Annotated in this window: 10 protein-coding genes; all 10 read left to right on the forward strand. The window is 70.5% G+C overall.

Annotation, left to right across the window (positions count from 1 at the left end):
• The first annotated feature begins 16 nt into the window (after positions 1 to 16).
• Genes tssB through ABFO07_RS22005 form a run of 10 tightly spaced genes read left to right on the forward strand, consistent with a single transcriptional unit; the run spans position 17 to position 17,088 of the window.
• A complete protein-coding gene (gene tssB / locus ABFO07_RS21960; protein ID WP_060015143.1) occupies positions 17 to 592 on the forward strand; it encodes a type VI secretion system contractile sheath small subunit in 576 nt (191 codons plus the stop codon).
• A complete protein-coding gene (gene tssC / locus ABFO07_RS21965; protein ID WP_060015145.1) occupies positions 585 to 2,093 on the forward strand; it encodes a type VI secretion system contractile sheath large subunit in 1,509 nt (502 codons plus the stop codon). Before tssB ends, tssC begins: the two co-directional genes overlap by 8 nt.
• Before the next feature lie 34 nt (positions 2,094 to 2,127).
• Positions 2,128 to 2,619: an Hcp family type VI secretion system effector gene (locus ABFO07_RS21970; protein ID WP_059907849.1), complete on the forward strand. Its 492-nt coding sequence runs from the start codon at positions 2,128 to 2,130 to the stop codon at positions 2,617 to 2,619.
• A gap of 18 nt (positions 2,620 to 2,637) precedes the next feature.
• The gene (gene tssE, locus ABFO07_RS21975) at positions 2,638 to 3,195 is read left to right on the forward strand and encodes a type VI secretion system baseplate subunit TssE (RefSeq protein ID WP_059564032.1); all 558 of its coding nucleotides are present in this window, start codon (positions 2,638 to 2,640) and stop codon (positions 3,193 to 3,195) included.
• Positions 3,196 to 3,199: 4 nt separating this feature from the next.
• On the forward strand, positions 3,200 to 5,074 hold the full coding sequence (tssF, locus tag ABFO07_RS21980; RefSeq protein ID WP_060015147.1) for a type VI secretion system baseplate subunit TssF: 1,875 nt from the start codon (positions 3,200 to 3,202) through the stop codon (positions 5,072 to 5,074).
• Complete coding sequence (gene tssG, locus ABFO07_RS21985) at positions 5,071 to 6,198, forward strand: type VI secretion system baseplate subunit TssG (protein WP_060015149.1); 1,128 nt, start codon at positions 5,071 to 5,073, stop codon at positions 6,196 to 6,198. The genes tssF and tssG overlap by 4 nt, the downstream gene beginning before the upstream one ends.
• Before the next feature lie 12 nt (positions 6,199 to 6,210).
• Complete coding sequence (gene tssH / locus ABFO07_RS21990; RefSeq protein WP_347469563.1) at positions 6,211 to 8,871, forward strand: type VI secretion system ATPase TssH; 2,661 nt, start codon at positions 6,211 to 6,213, stop codon at positions 8,869 to 8,871.
• Positions 8,868 to 11,072 carry a type VI secretion system tip protein VgrG gene (tssI, locus tag ABFO07_RS21995; protein ID WP_347469564.1) on the forward strand — a complete coding sequence of 735 codons (2,205 nt, stop codon included), beginning with the start codon at positions 8,868 to 8,870 and terminating at the stop codon, positions 11,070 to 11,072. Before tssH ends, tssI begins: the two co-directional genes overlap by 4 nt.
• 15 nt (positions 11,073 to 11,087) lie before the next feature.
• The gene (locus ABFO07_RS22000; protein WP_347469565.1) at positions 11,088 to 12,353 is read left to right on the forward strand and encodes a hypothetical protein; all 1,266 of its coding nucleotides are present in this window, start codon (positions 11,088 to 11,090) and stop codon (positions 12,351 to 12,353) included.
• 13 nt (positions 12,354 to 12,366) lie between these two features.
• Positions 12,367 to 17,088, forward strand: coding sequence for an RHS repeat-associated core domain-containing protein (locus ABFO07_RS22005; RefSeq protein WP_347469566.1), 4,722 nt, complete (start codon positions 12,367 to 12,369; stop codon positions 17,086 to 17,088).
• The last annotated feature ends 176 nt before the right edge of the window (positions 17,089 to 17,264 follow it).

Here is a 17,264-nt window from a genome sequence, read left to right on the forward strand (position 1 = left end):
AGCGAAGGAGCACACGATGACGGACAGGACCAAGGCAACAGGCAGCGGGCAGAAATTCATCGCGCGCAATCGGGCGCCGCGCGTGCAGATCGAGTACGACGTCGAGACGTACGGGGCCGAGCGCAAGGTCCAGCTGCCGTTCGTGATGGGGGTGCTCGCCGATCTCGCGGGCAAGCGCGCCGAACCGCTGCCGGATTTGCCGGAACGCAAGTTCCTCGAGATCGACGTCGACAACTTCGACGAGCGGATGAAGTCGATCGCGCCGCGCGTCGCGTTCCAGGTGCCGAACACGCTGACCGGCGACGGGCTGCTGAACGTCGACATGACGTTCGAGCGGATCGACGATTTCTCGCCGGCCGCGATCGCGCGCCACGTCGACGCGCTGCGCCAGTTGCTCGACGCCCGCACCGAGCTGTCGAACCTGCTGTCGTACATGGACGGCAAGCACGGCGCGGAGCAACTGATCGAGAACGCGATCAACGATCCCGAGCTGCTGAAGGCGCTCGTGCGGCAGCCGGCGGCGGAGGCCGCGGCCGGCGCCGCACCGGCCGCCCGGCTCGGCGAGGCCGGCCCGGAGGCGCGCCATGAATGAATCCGCCCAGACCCGGCCCGCCGCGCGCGGCACCGCGCAGCCGCTCGTCGCGCACGACGAATTCGCCGCGCTGCTGCAAAAGGCGTTCAAGCCGAAGACCGCCGAGGCGCGCGAATCGGTCGAGCGCGCCGTGCGCACGCTCGCGCAGCAGGCGCTGGAAAACACCGTCGGCGTGACGACCGATGCGTACGGCAGCGTCAAGCAGATCATCGCGGAGATCGACCGCAAGCTGTCCGAGCAGATCAACCTGATCCTGCATCACGGCGAGTTCCAGGCGCTCGAAGGCGCGTGGCGCGGGCTGCATTACCTCGTCACGCACACCGAGACCGACGAGCTGCTGAAGATCAAGGCGCTGCCGGTCGCGCGCGGCGAGCTCGCGCGCACGCTGAAGCGCTACAAGGGCGTCGCGTGGGACCAGAGCCCGCTGTTCCGCAAGGTCTACGAGGAGGAATACGGGCAGTTCGGCGGCGAGCCGTTCGGCTGCCTCGTCGGCGACTACCACTTCAACCACGGCGCGCCGGACGTCGAGATGCTCGGCGAGCTGTCGAAGATCGCCGCGGCCGCGCACGCGCCGTTCATCGCCGGCGCGTCGCCCGAGCTGATGCAGATGGATTCGTGGCAGGAGCTGTCGAACCCGCGCGACCTGACGAAGATCTTCCAGAACACCGAATACGCGGCGTGGCGCAGCCTGCGCCAATCGGAGGACGCGCGCTACGTCGGCCTCGCGATGCCGCGCTTTCTCGCGCGGCTGCCGTACGGCGCGCGCACCAGCCCGGTCGACGAATTCGACTTCGAGGAGGACACCGACGCGGCCAGCCACGCGCGCTACACGTGGGCGAATTCCGCGTATGCGATGGCCGCGAACATCAACCGCTCGTTCAAGCTGTACGGCTGGTGTTCGTCGATCCGCGGCGTCGAATCGGGCGGCGCGGTCGAGGGGCTGCCGTGCCACACGTTCCCGACCGACGACGGCGGCGTCGACCAGAAATGCCCGACCGAGATCGCGATCAGCGACCGCCGCGAGGCCGAGCTCGCGAAGAACGGCTTCATGCCGTTCGTGCACCGGAAGAACTCGGATTTCGCGGCGTTCATCGGCGCGCAGTCGCTGTACCAGCCGGCCGAATACCACGATCCCGACGCAACCGCGAACGCGCGGCTGTCCGGCCGCCTGCCGTACCTGTTCGCGTGCTGCCGCTTCGCGCATTACCTGAAGTGCATCGTGCGCGACAAGATCGGCTCGTTCCGCGAGCGCGACGACATGGAGCGCTGGCTGAACGACTGGATCATGAACTACGTCGACGGCGACCCGGTGAACTCGTCGCAGGAAACCAAGGCGCGCAAGCCGCTCGCGGCGGCCCACGTGATCGTCGAAGAGATCGAGGACAACCCCGGCTACTACGCGTCGAAGTTTTTCCTGCGGCCGCATTACCAGCTCGAAGGGCTCACCGTGTCGCTGCGGCTCATCTCGAGGCTGCCGTCGGCGAAGGCGGCGAACGCGTGAGCGGCGGCGCATCTCAACCGGAACGGAGGCAGCGATGGGCGTGGCGATGTTCATGAAGGTGGAAGGCGTGACCGGCGAATCGGCGGACGCGCAGCACAAGGGCTGGACCGACATCCAGACGTTCTCGTGGGGCGCCAGCCAGCCGGGCGCGATGGCGAGCGGCAGCGGCGGCAACGCGGGCAAGGCGAGCTTCAACGATCTCGTCGTGGCCGCGTACATGGACAAGGGCGCGCCCGCGATCATCAAGAACTGCGCGAACGGCAAGCACCTGGCGACGGTCGAGATCTCGGCGTGCAAGACGGGCGGCACGCAGGTCGAGTTCATGCGGGTGACGCTGCAGGAAGTGCTCGTCACGTCCGCGCAGGTGGCCGGCGTGGACGCCGGCGACGCGGCCGACCGCCTGCTGATGCACTACGGCTTCCAGGCCGCGAAGGTCAAGAAGCAGTACTGGCAGCAGAACGACAACGGCGGCAAGGGCGCCGAGGTGTCGGTCGGCTGGAACATCAAGGAAAACACCGAGATGTGACGGCGGGCCAACCGAACCATGGACGACACGCGCCCCCGTGACGGCCGCGAGGCCGGCATGCGCGACCGGCTGCAGCCCGCGCTGCTCGACCGGCTGACCGACGCCGAGCCGCAGCGGCGCACCGAGCCGCCCGACGCGCAGTGGGTCGGCGCCGAGCGCCTGCGCGCGGCGGTGCTGCGCGATCTTGCGTGGCTGCTCAATACGCGCAACGCGGAGGACGGCTTCGTCGACTGGCACGCGTACCCGCACGCGCAGGCGTCGGTGATCAACTACGGAATGCGGCCGCTCGTCGGCAAGCCGATGTCGGGCGTCGAGCGGCTGGCGGTCGAGGCGTCGATCCGCGACGCGATCGTGCGCTTCGAGCCGCGCATCGCACCCGAGAGCGTCGAGGTGCGCAGCGTGCCCGATACGCCCGGCGTGCCCGGCGGCGCGGCCGGCGAGCAGCGGCACAACGTACTGATGTTCGAGATCCGCGGCACGTTGTGGTCGGTGCCGCACCCGATTGCGTTCGTGCTGCGCTCCGCGCTCGACCTCGAAACCGGTGCAATGTCGCTGCATTCGGCAGCGGGAGGCTGACGCGATGGAAACACGCCTGCTCGACTACTACAACCGCGAACTCGCGTACCTGCGCGAGCTGGGCGACGAGTTCGCGCAGCAGTTCCCGAAGGTCGCCGCGCGGCTGCGGCTGAACGAACCGGGGCCGCCCGATCCATACGTCGAGCGGCTGCTCGAAGGCTTCAGCTTCCTCACCGCGCGCGTGCAGCTCAAGATGGACGCGGAGTTTCCGCACTTCACGCAGGCGCTGCTGGACGCGGTGTATCCGGGCTATCTGGCGCCGCTGCCGTCGATGGCGATCGTGCAGTTCGCGCCGCTGATGAACGAAGGCAGCCTCGCGCAGGGCTGGCCGCTGCCGGCCGGCACCGCGCTGCGCGCGCGGCCCGCCGCGTCGGAGCAGACCGCGTGCGAGTTCCGCACCGCGCACGACTTGACGCTGTGGCCGCTCGAATTGACCGGCGCGGCCGTGACGGGCGCGCCGGCCTACCTGCCGCATGGCTTCGTCGCGGCACGCCAGGACGTGCGCGGCGCGCTGCGGATCCGGCTCGCCGCGCGCGGCGGCGCGCGTCTCGCGGAACTGCCGCTCGACCGGCTGATGCTCCATCTCGCCGGGCCGGAGCGGGACGCGCTGCACCTGCTCGAGCTGATCGCCGCGCACACGCTCGGCGTGGTCGTGCACGACCCGGGCCAGCCGCCGCGCTGGGCGCACGCGCTCGGTGCGGACGCCATCGTCCACCAGGGCTTCGACCCCGGCCAGGCGATCCTGCCCGACGACGGCCGCAGCTTTCACGGCTACCGGCTGCTGCGCGAGTATTTCGCGTTCCCCGCGCGCTTCCTGTTCTTCAGCATCGATGGGCTGCGGCCCGCGCTCGCGCACGCGACGGGCGACACCTGCGAGCTGACGCTGCTGTTCGACCGGCACGACGCCGCGCTCGAAGCCGCCGTCGATGCGCGGCACCTCGCGCTGAACTGCACGCCGGCCGTGAACCTGTTCGCGCGGCGCGGCGATCGCATTCCGGTGCAGCCGGGCGCGCGCGAGCATCACGTCGTGGTCGACCGCAGCCGCCCGCTCGACTACGAGGTCTATGCGGTGCAGCGGCTCGCGATCGACCCGCAGCGCAACGACGGTCAAGCGCGCGAATTTCGGCCGTTTCACGCGTCGTACGCGGGAGATGACGGCAATTACGGCGCGTACTACACGGTGCGCCGCGAGCCGCGGCTCGTGTCCGCGCAGGCGCGTGCGAACGGCACGCGCACCGGCTATGTCGGCAGCGAGACTTACGTGTCGCTGGTCGACAGCGCGTGCGCGCCGTACGACGAAGCGATGCGCTACCTCGCCGTCGACACGCTGTGCACGAACCGCGATCTCGTGCTGCTGCAGCCGCCCGGCGATGCGCACACGTTCACGCTGCGCGTGTCGGCGCCGGTCGAGCGGATCGTCGCGCTGCGCGGGCCGTCGCGGCCGCGCCCGCCGATCGCCGATGCGCAGACGGCGTGGCGCCTGATCCGCCACCTCGGGCTCGCGCGGCACACGCTGACCGATCTCGACGACGAGGCGGGGGCGCGCGTGCTGCGCGAGCTGCTCGGCTTGCACGCGGACCCGGCCGACGCGGCGATGCGCCGGCAGATCGATGGCGTGCGACGGGTGGCGTTCGAGCCCGTGTTACGCCGCCTGCCGGCCGCTTCGCCGCTGATGTTCGGGCGTGGCGTGCAGGTCAACGTGACCGTCGACGACCACGCGTTCTCCGGCGACAGCCCGTTCCTGCTCGGCGCGGTGCTCGAGCAGTTCTTCGCGCGGCACGTGTCGATCAACGCGTTCGCCGAATGCGTGCTGACGAGCGCGCAGCGCGGGCGGCTCGCGCAGTGGCCGGCACGCGTCGGCAGGCGGCCCGTGATATGAAGCGCGAGAAGCCCGAGAGGCTTGATGGCCCGCCCGCCGCGAACCCGGCCGCCGTCGCCGCGCGCCGCGATGCGTTCCGCGCGCGCCTGCGCGCCGCGCCGCACGGCTACGACCTGTTCCACGCGCTGCGCTGGCTCGACGCGCTGGCGCCGGACCATGCGCCGCTCGGCCATGCGGCGCGGCCGCGCGACGAGCCGGTCAGGCTCGGCCAGGCGCCGTCGCTCGCGTTCGCGGCGGCGATGCTGGCCGGCGTCGACGACGGCGGCGCGGTGCCGCGCATCGCGATCCACGGCTTCGGGCTGTTCGGCCCGAACGGGCCGCTGCCCGCGCACCTGACCGAGTACGCGCACGAGCGCGCGGCGCAGCACGGCGATCCGGCGTTCGCCGCGTTCGCGGACCTGTTCCATCACCGGCTGATCCTGCTGTTCTACCGCGCGTGGGCCGACGCGCAGCCGACGGTGAGCCTCGACCGGCCCGCGCGCGCACGGTTCGACGGTTACGTCGCGAGCCTGATCGGGCGAGCCGCGCCCGACGCGGCGCAGCCGGACCCGGCCGACGCGCTCGCGCCGCACGCGCGCTGCTTCCACGCCGGCCATCTGGTGCGGCACACCCGCAACCCGGAGGGGCTTGCGCAGATCCTGCGGCGGCATTTCGGCGTCGCGGCGCGCATCGTCGAGCATGTGCCGCAATGGGTGACGATCGAGCGCGCGCAGCGCTGCGCGATCCGCGCGACGCGGCCGACGCAGCCGCTCGGCGGCGCGGTGCTCGGCATCGCGGTGCGCGATGCGCAGTCGCGGTTCCGGATCGTGCTCGGGCCGCTGTCGCTCGATGCGTACCGCCGATGCCTGCCGGGCGGCACGTATGCGCGGCCGCTCGCGCAATGGGTGCGCGAATACGTCGGCATCGAGTTCGACTGGGAGGTGCAGCTCGAACTGGCGCACGACGCGGTGCCGTCGGCCGCGCTCGGCGGCCCGCACGGGATCGGCCGCAGCGCGTGGCTCGGGCGGCGCATCGAGCCGGGCCCCGCGCGCGATCTCGTGATCGACGGCCGCGCGTACGCATCCACGTTGCGCCGCTCCCCGGCGCAGGCTGCGCCCGCGCCCGCCGATCGTGAACCTGCCTGAACGGAAACCATCATGTCCGATATCGGCCGCGTCACCCTGTTCGGAAAACTGAACCCGTTCCTCTACGAGACGCTGGAGCAGGCGACCGGCTTCTGCCGGCTGCGCGGCAATCCGTACGTCGAGCTCGCGCACTGGCTGAAGCAGATCCTGCAGCGCCCGGACAGCGACCTGCACCGCATCCTGCGCCGCTTCGAGATCGATGCCGCCGCGCTCGAGCGCGGGCTCGTCGCGGCGCTCGACCGGCTGCCGCGCGGCGCCGGCTCGGTGTCCGACCTGTCCGTGCATATCGACGATGCGGTCGAGCGTGCGTGGGTGTACGCGACGCTCAAATACGATGCGACGCGGATTCGCGGCGCGACGCTGGTGCTCGCGATCCTGAAGACGCCGCAGTTGCGCGGCGTGCTGGTCGGGATCGCGCGCGAGTTCGAGCGCATCGTGCCGGACGTGCTGGCCGACACGCTCGACGCGATCGTCGACGGCTCGCCGGAAGCGCCGTTGCCCGACGCGCCCGGGGCGGCGGGTGTCGCGCCGGCCTCTGCCGCGGCGGCGGCCGGCGACGGCTCGGCGCTCGCGCGTTTCGCCGTCGACCTGACCGCGCGCGCGCGGGCCGGCGAGATCGACCCCGTGATCGGCCGCGATGCCGAGATCCGCCAGATCGTCGACATCCTGCTGCGGCGCCGGCAGAACAATCCGCTGCTGGTCGGCGAGGCGGGCGTCGGCAAGACCGCCGTCGCCGAAGGTTTTGCGCTGCGGATCGTCGCGGGCGACGTGCCGCCGCCGCTGCGCGACGTCGCGCTGTACCTGCTCGACCTCGGCCTGCTGCAGGCCGGCGCGGGCGTGAAGGGCGAGTTCGAGAGCCGCCTGCGCGGCGTGATCGACGAAGCGATGTCGGCCGGCCGGCCGGCGATCCTGTTCATCGACGAGGTGCACACGCTCGTCGGCGCGGGCGGCGCGGCCGGCACCGGCGATGCGGCGAACCTGCTGAAGCCTGCGCTCGCGCGCGGGCTGCTGCGCACGATCGGCGCGACGACCTGGTCCGAGTACAAGCAGTACATCGAGAAGGATCCGGCGCTGACGCGGCGCTTCCAGCTCGTCCACGTGCACGAACCGGAGGAGGAGGCCGCGCTCGCGATGCTGCGCGGGCTTGCCGCGAAGCTCGAGGCCCATCATCGCGTGCTCGTGCTCGACGACGCGCTGCAGGCGGCCGTGACGCTGTCGCACCGCTACATCCCCGCGCGCCAGTTGCCCGACAAGGCGATCAGCCTGCTCGACACCGTCTGCGCGCGGGTCGCCGTCAGCCAGCACGCGGTGCCCGCGCCGATCGAGGACGCGCGCCGCCGCATCGACAGCCTGCAAGTCGAGCACGAACGGATCGGGCGCGAGTGCGCGCTCGGCACCGGCGACGCTGCGCGGCGCGATGCGATCGCCACGGCGATCGCCGGCGCGCAGGCCGAGCTCGACCGGCTCGATGCCCGCTGGCAGGCCGAGCGCGATGCGCTGGCGACGATCGTCGCGGCGCGCGCCGCGCTGCTCGACGACGACCCGTCGCGTGCGCTCGACGCGGATGCGCGCGCCGCCGCACAGGGCCGTCTCGCCGCCGCCCGGCAGGCGCTGGCCGACCTCCAGGGCGATGCGCCGCTCGTGCTGCCGGCCGTCGACACGCACGCGGTGGCGGCCGTCGTCGCCGACTGGACCGGGATTCCGCTCGGGCGGATGGTGCGCGACGAGACGCAGGCGGTGCTGAACCTCGCCGCCACGCTCGGCGAGCGCGTGGTCGGCCAGCGTCACGCGGTCGAGCTGATCGCCGAACGGATCCAGACCGCCCGCGCGCGGCTCGACGATCCGGCGAAGCCGCACGGCGTGTTCCTGCTGTGCGGCCCGTCGGGCGTCGGCAAGACCGAGACCGCGCTGGCGCTCGCCGACACGCTGTACGGCGGCGAGCACAACGCGATCACGATCAACATGAGCGAGTTCCAGGAGGCGCACACCGTGTCGACGCTGAAGGGCGCGCCGCCCGGCTACGTCGGCTACGGGCAGGGCGGGGTGCTGACCGAGGCCGTGCGCCGCCGGCCGTACAGCGTCGTGCTGCTCGACGAGATCGAGAAGGCGCACCGCGACGTGCACGAGCTGTTCTTCCAGGTGTTCGACAAGGGCTGGATGGAGGACGGCGAAGGGCGCGACATCGATTTCCGGCACACCGTGATCCTGCTGACGTCGAACGTCGGCTCGGAGCAGGTGATCCGGCTGTGCCGCGACCCGGAGCGGCTGCCCGGCGCGCACGCGCTCGCCGACGCGCTGCGCGTGCCGCTGCGCGACGTGTTCCCGGCCGCGCTGCTCGGCCGGCTGACCGTCGTGCCGTACTACCCGCTGACCGACGCGACGCTCGCGCGCGTCGTCGCGCTGCAGCTCGCGCGCATCGCGCGGCGGATCGACGCGCACCACGGCATCCGCCTGCATTGCGCGGACAGCGCGACCGCGCTGATCGTCGAGCGCTGCCGGACGATCGAATCCGGCGGCCGGATGGTCGACGCGATCCTCACGCACGCCATGCTGCCGCGGATCAGCCGGGCCATCCTCGAGGCGACGCTCGAAGGCCGCGCGCTCGCGTCGATCGACGTGAGCGCGGCCGACGGCGAATTCGTCTACCGGTTCGACGAGGAGGCCACGACGTGAATCGCGTATTCACCCTCGACAGCCCGCTCGGCGACGACCTGAAATTCCACAGCCTCGACGGCGACGAAGCGCTCGGCAGCCTGTTCGAATTCCGGATCGAGGCGCTGGCCGGCAGCCACAGCCTGTCGCTGAAGGACCTGCTCGGCAAGCCGGTGACGGTGCGAATCGAGCAGCAGGACGGATCGATCCGCTGCCTGAACGGGATCGTCGCGCGTGTGTCGCTCGCCGGGCGGCGCGCCGAACGGCACTACGGTTACGTGCTGACCGTGCGCCCGTGGCTGTGGCTCGCGACGCGCCGCTCCGACTGCCGGATCTTCCAGAACCGCACCGTGCCCGAGATCGTGCAGGAGGTGCTGGCGCCGTATGGCTTTCCGATCGAGAGCCGCCTGACCGAGTCGTACGTGCCGCGCGACTACTGCGTGCAGTACAACGAGACGGATGCCGCGTTCGTGTCGCGGCTGATGGAGTTCGAAGGGATCTACTACTGGTTCCGGCATGCGGCGCAGGCGCACACGCTGATGCTGGGCGACGCGATGTCGTCGCACGCGGCGCTGCCCGGCTACGCGACGATTCCGTTCATCGCGCGCGACCGCACGGCGATCGCCGGCGAGGAGCATATCGACAGCTGGCTGCCGGCGCAGGAGGTGAGCGTCGGCAAGCACGAGACCAGCGACTATGACTACACGAAGCCGCGCGCCGACCTGTCCGCGCAGAAGGTCGACCCGCGCGGCCACGACCACGACGGCTTTGCGTCGTTCGAGTGGCCGGGCGGCTATCGCGACGATGCGCCCGGCGCGCACACCAGCCGCGTGCGTCTCGAGGAGCGGCAGGCGGAGCACGAGCGCGCGAGCGCCAGCACCGACGTGCGCGGCGTCGCGCCCGGCTGGCTGTTCACGCTCGCGCATTGCCCGCGCGCCGACCAGAACCGCGAATACCTGATCGTGCGGTGCCAGTACCGGTTTCAGGAGAACGCGTATGCGAGCGCGGCCGACGCCGAAGCGGTCGTGCATGCATCTCAGTTGCTCGTGCAGCCGTCGAGCCTGCCTTACCGGTCGCCGCGCGACACGCCGATGCCGCGCACCAGCGGGCCGCAGACGGCCACCGTCGTCGGGCCGCCCGGCGAGGAGATCTGGACCGACCGCTACGGCCGCGTGAAGCTCCAGTTCCGCTGGGACCGCTACGGGCAGAGCAACCAGGATTCGTCGTGCTGGGTGCGCGTGTCGAGCCCATGGGCCGGCGGCGGCTTCGGCGGCATGCAGATTCCGCGCGTGGGCGACGAGGTGGTCGTCGATTTCCTGAACGGCGATCCGGACCAGCCGATCGTGACGGGGCGCGTGTACAACGGCGAACGGATGCCGCCGTGGAGCTTGCCGGGCAGCGCGACGCAAAGCGGGCTGCTGTCGCGGTCGTCGCCCGGCGGGACGACCGAGCATGCGAACGCGTTCCGCTTCGAGGACAAGAAGGGCGCGGAGCAGCTATGGATGCATGCGGAGCGGAATTTCGACGCGGAGACCGAACTCGACCATTCGCTGTCGGTCGGCAACAACCATACGCATACGGTCGGCAACGACGAGACGATGCAGGTGAAGAACAACCGGCAGCGCAACGTCGGGCAGAACGAGACGGTGACCATCGGCCAGCATCGGGTCGCGCAGATCGGCGGGAACGAGACGCACGGGGTGGGCGGGAACCGGACGCGCTCGGTCGGCCAGAACGAAACCGTGACGGTCGGCGCGAATCGCGACGCGACCATCGGCGGCACGCACAAGGAAACCGTCGCGCAGGGCAAGACCGAAACGATCGGCGAAGCCAAGACGCTCACGGTCGGGCAGCTTTATCACACGACGTCGCAGGACATGAGGACGACGGTCGCGGCGACGCATACCGAGGAAATCGGCGCGCGCACGTCGACGATCTCGAATGCGCATGTGCTCACCGTCGGTGGCGAGCATTCCGTCACCGTCGGCGCGAACCACACGACGAACGTGCAGCGCCAGATGCTCGTCAATGCCGGCGACCGGCTCGCGCTCGTCTGCGGGCGGTCCAGCATCGTGATGCAAAGCGACGGCACGATCGTGATCCAGGGCGTCAAGGTCGAGTCGAGCGGCTCCGACAGCCACAGCGTGCGCGGCAGGACGGTGACGTCGTCGGCGACCGGCGAGCACACCGTCGAAGGCACGGTGCTGAAACTGAATCCGTGACGCGAGGGCGTGCGCATGCAGAACTGGCAACCGACCAACCCCGTGGAGCGCAGGTTCATGGATGCGCATGCGGACTGGATGCGTTTCGCGGACGATCGCGCCGCCCGGCTGATGATCTGGCAGACCGACGAGACCGATGCGCAGCTCGTGCGGCTGTATTTCCAGGTGCAGGACGAAACCTCGTGCGCGGTGCGGACGATGCGCGCGGCGTTCGTCAATGAATCGCGTTACGCGCAGGCGCTCGCGGACGAACTCGTCGCGTTCTACGACAGCCGCCGCGAAGCCTCCAACGCGCAGGGACTGCGCGCCGACTGGCAGGCGCCGCGCGACGACGGGGCGAACCCGGTGCTGCATCTGCTCGCGGTGGCCGACAGCCTGATGCACCACCACCCGGACATTTTTCCCGCGATGGTGTTCGTGCTGGCGCCCGCCCAGGTGCGCGACGACGCGGCATGGTCACGCTGGCTCGACGGGCTGCTGATGATCGTGGCCGCCGCGCCGGCGCTCGGCGAGCGCGTGCGCTTCGTCGTGCCGCGTACCGACGTCTCGCCATTGGCGGCGCTGCCGCAGCGTCATCCCGATGCGGTGCGCGTCGTGCAGGGCCGCTATGCGATGGCGAGCGTGCCGCGCGAACTGCTGGCCGAATCCGGCGAGCGGGGGCCGGGCGGCGAGTTCCGGCGCGCGTTCGTGACGTTGACCGAGGCGATCGAAAGCGGCAGTCCGGCCCGGCTCGAGGCACTGCGCGCGGCGGCGCTGAAGGTGGCGGAGCGCGAGCAATGGTTCGACCAGTGCGTGGTCGTGCACCTGATCGCCGGTGCCGCGTATCTGAAGTGGCGCGATCGCGAGCGTGCGATCGACGCGTATCGGCAGGCGGCCGACAGCGGCAGGCATGCGGTGAATGCCGGGCATCCGGCCGGGCACACGCTCGTCGCGAACGGCTTGTTCGGCGAGGCGAGCGTGCACTTGACGCACAAGGATGACGCGCACGCGGCGTATTGCTACGAACGCGCGGCGGCATCGACCGCGGCCGCGCGGGACGGGCTGATGACGGTCGAAGCGTGGCGCATGAGCGCCGTGTGCTGGGAGCGGGCCGGGGCGCGCGAGCATGCGCGGGAGGCCGGATTCAATGCGCTCGATGCGGGGCTGATGATCGACGAATCGATCCGTGCGAACAGCAACCTGCGGCTCGTCGTCGAGTGGATGGTGTCGCAGGTCGGCGCGTTCGACCGCCGGCGCGGCGAACTCGGCGAGAAGGTCGCCGCGCTGCGCGGCGCACGGTGAGCGGGAGGGCGGCGTGGGATTGCTCGCGGTCAAGCATCTGGATCCGGTGGTCGGGGTCGACGTTCACTCGGTGCTGGTCGCGCCCAGCCCGACGCCGGTGTTCCTGCCGCATCCGCATGTCGGTTTCATGCTCGATCTGCGGGAGTACGTCGAGGCGGCGAAGGGCGTGGTCGGCAGCATCGCGATGGCGATCGCGCAGGAGAAGGCGGCCGAGTATCTCGACGATCATCCCGATGTCGCGAAGCGGCTCGACGATGCGGCGGGTTTTGCGGCCGGGAAGCTGGCGGATCTGAACGACGACCCGATCGTCGCGCAAGCGCTGAAGCTCCAGGGCGAGGCCACGTCGCTCAAGCGCCGTATCGGCGATGCGCTCGGCGCCAGCGTCGGGGCGGGCGGCAGCGCCGGCCGGCCGATCTTCGTGAACGGCCTGCTGCGGGCCACCGCCGGCACGCATTCGTTTCACGTTCCGGGCCTGCACTTCCCGCTCGGCGAAGCGTTCGCGCCACCGCCGCCGGAGGATCCGCTGCCGTCGGACGACGCCGAATCGTACATGGGCAGCAGGACGGTGCTCGCGAACAACGATCCGATGTCGTTCATGGCGCTGCCGGCAATGAGTTGCTGGTCGGTGGGCCTGGAACCGCCGCCGCACAATGGCGCGCATACCGAGCGGAGCTATCCGTCGATGCCGAGTTCGGTGATGCTGCCGATCCCGGCCGGCCGGCCGGTGCTCGTCGGCGGGCCGCCGGTCATGAACATGGCCGCGGCCGCGAAGGGGTTGTTCAAGGCGTTCCAGGGGTCGAAGTGGGCGAGGGCGCTGGCGGACAAGCTGCATTTGCAATCGGGGTTCCTGAGATGCAAGGTGCTGCATGCGGAGCCGGTGGACGCGATCACGGGCGAGGTGATCGTGCAGCAGCACGACTTTACGGTTGCGGGCCGCCTGCCGCTCGTGTGGGTGCGCAGTTATGCGGGCCACGCGGCGCGGCACGGCGCCGTGGGCGCGGCGTGGCAGACGCCGGCCGATATCCGGCTCGACCTGGTGCGAAACGGGCGCGCGGTGGGCGCGGTCGCGCATTTGCCCGATCTCGCGACGGCTTTCGATGCGATACCCGACGAGGACGGCTGGCCGGCGCGCCGATATGACTGGCAGCACGGGCATGCGCTGTATCGGCAGCGCGGCCTGCTGGTCCTGCGTACGCAAGCAGGGATCGAATATGTGTTTGTCTGGCCGGCGCATCGGCAACACGCCGTCGACCCGCTGGCGGACGGTGCGGCCTTGACGTTGCCCGTCGAGCGGATGGCGGACCTGAGCGGCAATGCGTGGGTATTCGAGCGCGGTCCGGATCGCGGCCTGGTGCGCGTGGTCGAGCTGAAGGGGGACGCGCCGACCGGACGCGCGATCGCATGCGACGCGGATGCAGACGCGGACGCGGATGCGGTCGGGCCGGGCGAAGCCCGTGCGCATCTGCTGGGCCAATTGACGCTGATCGATGCCGACGGCCGCGCCCATCCGCTCGTCGGCTACGCGCACGACCGGAGCGGGAATCTGGTTGCCGTGCTCGATGCGATGGGCCTGCCGCGCCGCTTCGCGTACGACGACGGTCACCGGATGGTGCGCCACACGAGCGCGCGGGGGATCGCGTTCCACTACAGCCACCGGCAGCACGACGACGGCGTGTGGCGCGTCGAGCGCGCGTGGGGCGACAACGGCCTGTTCGATTACCACTTTGCCTACGATGTCGCGCATCGCGAGACGCGGATCGTCGATTCGCTGCAGCACGCGACGATCCTCCAGTCCGACGCGCGCGGGATGCCGGTGGCGCGCATCGATCCGCTGGGCGGCGTGACGACTTACCGGTACGACGCCCAGGGGCGCACGTGCGCGGAAACCGATCCCGCGGGCCGCACCACCACCTGGGCCTATGACCCCTGGGGCAACCTGCTCGCGCAGACGCAGCCCGACGGAAGCGCCGTGCAGGTGGCGTACGACACGCAGCATCGCCCGGTGCACGTCACTGCGCCGGGCGACCGGCAGTGGCGTTACGCGTGGGACGATCGCGGCAGGCTGCTCGCGCAGTCGACGCCCACGCACTCCACCCAGCGCTACGCATACGACCGGCACGGCCAGCTCATCGCGCATACCGGGCCGCGCGGCGCGGTGACGCGCTTCGACTACGATCGCGACGGCAATCTCGCGGCCGTGACCGATGCGCTCGGCCACTGCGCCCGGTACACGCACGATGCGCGCGCCAACGTGATCCGGGTGGTCGACGCGCTGGCGCAGGCGAGCCATTACGAATACGACCGCAACGGCAACCTGACGCGCGCCATCGAGCCGGGCGAGCGCGAAGCCCTGTTCAGCTACGACACCGACGGCAACCTGCTGCGCTATCGCGATCCGGGCGGTCAGGTCACGCGCTTCGACTATTCCGCGCTGGGGCAGGTCGTCAAGCGACTGACGCCGGACGGCAACGTGATCGAATACCGCTACGACACCGAAGCGCAACTGATCGGCGTGGTCAACGAGCGCGGCGAACTGTATCGCCTGACGCGCGACGCATTGGGCCGGATCGTCGAGGAGGTCGATTACTGGGGCCAGTCGCGGCGCCATGAGTACGGCGCGGGTGGCCAGCTGCTGCGCAGTATCGATCCGAACGGGCAGGCGATCGCCTACGAAACGGATGCGCTCGGCCGTATCGTGCGCAGGCGCGTGCCGGATCCGCGGCAGCCCGACGGCATGCGTACCGAGACGTTCTCGTACGATCGGAGCGGCAACCTGATCGTCGCGGAAAATCCGGACGGCCGGATCGAACGCGAGTATGACGCGGCCGGCCGCGTCGTCGCGGAGCACGGCGGCGACGATGCCGAGATCGCGAACGTGTACGACCTCGACGGCAATCGCATCGCACGAACGACCCGCTTGCGCGACGCCGCCACGACGATCGAACGCACGACGCGCTACGCATACGATGCGCTCGACCGGATCGCGGCGATCACGATCGACGATGCGCCGCCGATCGTGTTCGAGCGCGATGCGCTCGGACGCATCCGGACCGAGCACTTCGGCGACGCGTTGCGCCGCGAGCTGTCGTATACGGCCGACCGGCTCCTTGCGCGCCAGACGCTGCTGGGCGATGCGGGGCCACGGTTCGCCCGCGACTATGCGTACGACGCGAACGGCGACATGATCGCCAGGCGTGACACGGGCGATACGGGCGATACGGGCGGCGGCGAAGACCGCTTCCGATACGATCCGGTCGGCCGGCTGACGGAACATCTCGATGCGGCCGGCCGGCTGCGGCGGTTTGCCGGCGACCGGGCCGGCGATTTGCTGGCGACGCGCATACGCGAAGGCAACGCCACGCGAGACGCGTTCGGAAGCGGGCCGCGCGTCGATGCGTGGTGCCGGGAGGGTGCGTGCGGCGACGCATACCATGCGTTCGACCGGATCGGCAATCTCGTGCGCAAGCAGGATGCCGGGCACGACATGACGCTGCGTTGGGACGGTGACGGCCTGCTGGTCGAAACGTGCGTCGTGCGGCCGGCGCGGGCCGATGGCGCGCAAGGCGGCGCGCTGCAGGTCTGGACGCGCTATTCATACGACGCGCTGCGTCGGCGCACGAAGAAGGTCACGCAGTTGCGGCCGGGCGCCGGCGGCGCCGACGCGCGCGCGCCGGTCAGCACGACGCGGTTCTTCTGGGACGGCGATGTGCTGATCGGCGCGCTCACCCGGCGCGATCCGCAGTTCGACCTGCTGCTGGCGCGCGCGCTGGACGGTGCGCCAGCAGCGGACCGCTCCGAACGTGCCGGGGACGGCGGCGCCGCCATGGTGCACGGCGTTGCCGAGCATCAGGAATGGCTGTGCTATCCCGGAACCTCGCATCCGCTGGCGTGGCTGCGCGCTACGCTGCCGCCCGACGGCGCCGATGCGCCGATGCCGCCGCCACGGCCGACGATTCATTGGTTGTCCACGGACCCGAACGGCATGCCGATTCGCGGCGACGCGATCGGGCACGGCGCGCCGTGGCGGGCAGCCTACGCGTCGTGGGGGGCGCTCGATCGCCCGGCGTCGACGCCCGGGGTCGAACAGCCGCTGCGCTTTCTCGGCCAATACGAAGACCGTGAAACCGGGCTCTTCTACAACCGGCATCGCTATTACGATCCGGACACGGCCCGGTACATCTCGATCGACCCGATCCGCCTGAGCGGCGGCGACCATCCGTACCGATACGGCAGGAACCCGCTCGGCTGGGTCGATCCGCTCGGCCTGGCGGGCGTGCCGACCCGGCGTGTTCCGCGCTATTTCGGGCACACGGATCCGCTCGTCGAGGCGCAGGTGCGGGCCAAGGTGGTCGACTTCCTGAAGAGCCATCCGGGCATGGTCACGAGCGGCAGGGACAATATCGCGGTCGCACGGCTGAACGACGGATCCCTGCAGCTGCTGCACGGCAACCAGACCGTCGGTCACCCGGAAGCGCGCTTGCTGCGTGCCTATCCGGGCAGCGTCGAACTGCTCTGGAGCGAACTGCAGCCGTGCGACATCAACAACTATTACCTCAACGCAAACAAGCAGATGCAGATCAAGGACACGCCGTGCCAGACGGTCATCGATTCGAGCGGCGGGCTGAAAGCCGTGTTTTACCGGATCGCGACCGGACTATCGGGCCCCGGCGCACCGACCAACGCCCAGCGGCTCCAGGCATTCCGCTCGTATGCGGTGAACGGGGATTTCCGCTAGGCGCCGGCGGCGGATCGTGCGCGGCTGCGACGTCAACTCGGGCCGGCTTGCGTAGTCCAGAGGCTGGAGCAGGGCGGTCAACCGTTCCGGGCAAACGTTTCCCAAAACCGGGAAAGACTTGAGGCAGCGAGCGTGCCGGCAAAAAATGCCGACGGAATGCGTCACGCAAGTCGATT

Source organism: Burkholderia stagnalis (genome assembly GCF_039848545.1).
Taxonomy (GTDB): Bacteria; Pseudomonadota; Gammaproteobacteria; order Burkholderiales; family Burkholderiaceae; genus Burkholderia; species Burkholderia stagnalis.

What these genes read in the sequence shown, in the direction of transcription:
- tssF (WP_060015147.1), top strand. Translation starts at nt 3,200, where the DNA reads ATGGAAACACGCCTGCTCGACTACTACAACCGCGAACTCGCGTACCTG.
- ABFO07_RS22000 (WP_347469565.1), top strand. Translation starts at nt 11,088, where the DNA reads ATGCAGAACTGGCAACCGACCAACCCCGTGGAGCGCAGGTTCATGGAT.
- tssB (WP_060015143.1), top strand. Translation starts at nt 17, where the DNA reads ATGACGGACAGGACCAAGGCAACAGGCAGCGGGCAGAAATTCATCGCG.
- tssC (WP_060015145.1), top strand. Translation starts at nt 585, where the DNA reads ATGAATGAATCCGCCCAGACCCGGCCCGCCGCGCGCGGCACCGCGCAG.
- tssE (WP_059564032.1), top strand. Translation starts at nt 2,638, where the DNA reads ATGGACGACACGCGCCCCCGTGACGGCCGCGAGGCCGGCATGCGCGAC.
- ABFO07_RS21970 (WP_059907849.1), top strand. Translation starts at nt 2,128, where the DNA reads ATGGGCGTGGCGATGTTCATGAAGGTGGAAGGCGTGACCGGCGAATCG.
- tssG (WP_060015149.1), top strand. Translation starts at nt 5,071, where the DNA reads ATGAAGCGCGAGAAGCCCGAGAGGCTTGATGGCCCGCCCGCCGCGAAC.
- tssH (WP_347469563.1), top strand. Translation starts at nt 6,211, where the DNA reads ATGTCCGATATCGGCCGCGTCACCCTGTTCGGAAAACTGAACCCGTTC.